Below are 3,404 nucleotides of genomic sequence, written 5' to 3'. Positions count from 1 at the left end.
TTTATGTTTAATTGGGTAATCAATAGTGATTATTGCCGCCTTCATTTTCCAATATATGTTTATTTAGATAACCAATAGGTCTTATTGGCGCCCTCTTTTTACATTTATTGTTTTAACAAGGATCCAAGGGGCCATTTCGGTGGATTAATTTAACGTTTTCTAGTCCAAATGATGAAGACTCGACCCTCCGGCGGAAATCGAAAATTTCGTAGTGGAGGTCGACTGATTTCTCTCATGAGCAACATGGCGCTTGGATGATGAAAAAGATCTCTAGATCGAATCAAACCATCTCTAACATGCCCACTGGAGTCCTGCACTTACCTCTCTAGTCATCGATTTGTTGATAAAAGTTTAAAAAGAAAAGCTGGCGGAAAAAATCCGCCAGCTTTTCTTTTACTTGTTTTCAATCGAATTCAGCTCGTCCTGATATGACCGAAGCTGCTCTTTTTCAGCCATTGTCGTATTGGCATAGGCTGATGAAAGAGCGTTTTTAGCGGTAGAGATAGCCGCTGTCTGTTCCGCAGGCTGTGTTGTTTTTGCTAATTGTACAGCTTTTCTTGCTTCCTGAAAAAGCCTGTTTCCCATTTATATTCCTCCTAAAGAGGACTCTTTAACATTGGCCATTTTTTGCGCTTCAGCCTCGGCATATGTGGTGTGGTAAGGGATTCGTTGACTATGCTTGGAAACAGTATCTGCACCTTGCTGAACAAAACGTTTGGATTTATTGCTTTTACCCATCGTTTACCCCTCCATATACGAGCGAATTGAAACAGGCTCTAAGCCGCTTCAATACTAGTATGCTCCTTCAGGATTCGAATCAATCGGAAACCCGTTTGAAGGTGCAAATTGGCAGCGGCAATTTCAGGGTAATACTTCTTTATTAAAGAGCTTTTAAATTAAGAAGATCGTTTAAATATACTCCGATTCCATCTTCTTCGTTCGTCAGGGTGATATCATTTGCGATATTTTTCACCACGTCAATCGCATTGCCCATAGCGATCCCGCGTCCCGCGTATTCAAGCATGTCTAAATCATTGTCTTCATCCCCGAAAGCAATGATCCTGTCAGGAGGGATTTGGAAATAGTCAGAAGCTTTCTTTAAGCCTACAGCCTTATTCAAACCGTATTTAACAATTTCAACGACATGGAATGGAGCTGCCCAGCTTCTGTGGTCAATCACTTCAGCATGCACCTCAGACAGGTGTGCACGGATTTTTTTTACATCTTCTTCTTCAGAATGGATCAGCATACTTGTAGGAGAGGTCTTTAAGTACCTTCTAAGGTCTCCAGTTGTGATATTCGGATTGCCCAAATTGAATATATCCATCAATTTTTCATCGTGATAATGAACGTATACATCGTCTATTACTTCAGCGATGATATTGTGGTATTTAAAATCATCAAGCGCTTCAACAATATCCTTCGCCACATCAATTGACAGAGGTGAATGGTGCACACCCCACTTTGTATCAAGAGGATGATGGATGAAAGCTCCATTGAAGTTTACGATCGGTGTATCAAGCTCAAGCTCATGGTAGTACATTTCACTGGAACGGAATGGCCTTCCAGTAGCAATCATGACAATATGGCCTTCTTCACGCGCTTTTTGGATTACTCGTTTATTTTTTTCGGAAATTCTTTTATCGTCTGTTAGTAAAGTACCGTCTAGGTCTAATGCGATTAAATGTTTTTCAGCCATAAAAACTCCTTCTTCCAACTGTTTTAGATATCTGGTTTCAGCGCCTGGCCGGATTTTCTCCGGCCACGCTCACTAAGGCGCTAACACTTTTCTTAATGATATGCGTTTGAGTGGCTCTTTTTTCATAAGAGTTCTACAATACATATATTGGATTGGTTATAAATTTATCTTATATCCACTATGCTAACCATTTTACATATAAATTGTAAAAAAATCATTTTTCTAATTTTACAGAGCGGTAAATTCGGCTTTAAGGATAACTGTGGAATTTCTGTTCAAGCATATCCAGGAGGGTTTAACGTTGATTTTAGTCGAAAAGAAACGCATTAAAGATATTCCCGTTCTCCATATAGTAAAACAAAAGCAATTTTCAGACAGAATGCCTTTGATTATTTTTCTTCATGGCTTTACAAGCACGAAGGAAAGGAATATGCACGCAGCTTACCTTTTCGCTGAAAAAGGCTTCAGGGTAGTGATGCCTGAAGCAAAATACCATGGGGAGCGAGCAGCGGGATTCTCCGAGATGGAGCTTGGGTTCCGTTTTTGGGAAATCGTCCTTACCTCTATTGAAGAGCTATCAATTATTAAGGACAACCTAACTGAAGCAGGTTTGGTGGATCCATCGAAAATCGGAATTGCCGGGACGTCCATGGGGGCCATCACAACACTTGGTGCCTTAGCGAAATATGATTGGATAAAAACCGCAGTCAGCTTGATGGGCAATCCGTCGTATGAACAATTTGCGCTATGGCAGCTGAATGAAATGGAAAAACGGAATGTTAAGTTAGGCTTATCTAAAGATGAAATCTCGGCATTATTGAATCAGCTTAAACAATATGATTTGAGCCTTCAGCCGGAAAAATTAAATAGCCGCCCCGTGTTGTTCTGGCATGGAAAGCAGGATAAAGTCGTACCGTATCATAGTGCATATCATTTTTATGAGCAAAACAGGAAAAGCTACAAGGGAACAGAAGGAGTGTTCGAATTCATAACAGATGAAAAGGCAGGCCACGCAGTTTCGAATGCAGGCGTTGTCGCGGCAGCGAACTGGTTTGAAAAGCATATATAAATGCCTTTACGCTTTAAATGATTATGAATCATTGTTATGATAGAAATAGGCTGTTTTCCCATAGACTTTTGTTTTCCGAATCATGCTTTTTTTCGCTTACTAAATGGTTTTGGACGCTTTTCGACAAGCTCCTGACCCATTAATGTAAAAGTAGCAAAATTTTATGAAAAGAGCTTAGTACAAGCATTACAAAGGAGTGTTCACCAATGGATCAAGATTTAAAAGATAGCATTATGGGTGCGCTTGAAATGGTCGTTGACCCTGAACTTGGCGTCGATATCGTTAATTTAGGGCTCGTATATGATGTTGATTTGAACGAAGAAGGCCTGGCAACTGTAACAATGACCTTAACTTCGATGGGATGCCCGCTTGCCGGCACAATCGTCGAACAAGTAAAGTTGGCACTTGCAGACCTTCCTGAGATAAAAGAATCAGAAGTAAATATCGTGTTCAACCCACCTTGGTCAAAGGACATGATGTCACGTTACGCGAAAATCGCGCTTGGTGTTAGAGACTAAGGTTCAAGTTTAAGATGTTTGTTAAAAAAGCAGCAGGGAGCTCCCTTGCTGCTTTTTTTCATTCATGAATGCCCGAGTAAAAAGTGGTTTTATCCCTTACGATGACAATTCAAAGGTT

5 protein-coding genes are annotated in these 3,404 nt (G+C 40.4%); 2 read left to right on the top strand and 3 right to left on the bottom strand.

Annotation, left to right across the window (positions count from 1 at the left end; all coding sequences use genetic code 11):
• Positions 1-393: 393 nt before the first annotated feature.
• From V7654_RS09085 to V7654_RS09075, 3 genes are all read right to left on the bottom strand, one after another.
• Positions 394-585 carry a DUF3813 domain-containing protein gene (locus V7654_RS09085; RefSeq protein WP_335430028.1) on the bottom strand — a complete coding sequence of 64 codons (192 nt, stop codon included), beginning with the start codon at positions 583-585 and terminating at the stop codon, positions 394-396.
• Positions 586-738, bottom strand: coding sequence for a hypothetical protein (locus V7654_RS09080; protein ID WP_335430027.1), 153 nt, complete (start codon positions 736-738; stop codon positions 586-588).
• Between the two features lie 142 nt (positions 739-880).
• Positions 881-1,699 carry a Cof-type HAD-IIB family hydrolase gene (locus V7654_RS09075; protein WP_335430026.1) on the bottom strand — a complete coding sequence of 273 codons (819 nt, stop codon included), beginning with the start codon at positions 1,697-1,699 and terminating at the stop codon, positions 881-883.
• A gap of 301 nt (positions 1,700-2,000) precedes the next feature.
• Between V7654_RS09075 and V7654_RS09070 the strand changes: the two genes are divergently transcribed.
• Both V7654_RS09070 and V7654_RS09065 read left to right on the top strand, forming a co-directional pair.
• Positions 2,001-2,768 carry a prolyl oligopeptidase family serine peptidase gene (locus V7654_RS09070; protein ID WP_335430025.1) on the top strand — a complete coding sequence of 256 codons (768 nt, stop codon included), beginning with the start codon at positions 2,001-2,003 and terminating at the stop codon, positions 2,766-2,768.
• A 206-nt stretch (positions 2,769-2,974) separates the two neighbouring features.
• On the top strand, positions 2,975-3,286 hold the full coding sequence (locus V7654_RS09065; RefSeq protein WP_335430024.1) for a metal-sulfur cluster assembly factor: 312 nt from the start codon (positions 2,975-2,977) through the stop codon (positions 3,284-3,286).
• Positions 3,287-3,404: the final 118 nt, after the last annotated feature.

The organism is Bacillus sp. JJ1609 (genome assembly GCF_036967045.1).
Taxonomy (GTDB): Bacteria; Bacillota; Bacilli; order Bacillales; family Cytobacillaceae; genus Mesobacillus.
This window is presented reverse-complemented; position numbering and strand designations above follow the sequence as displayed.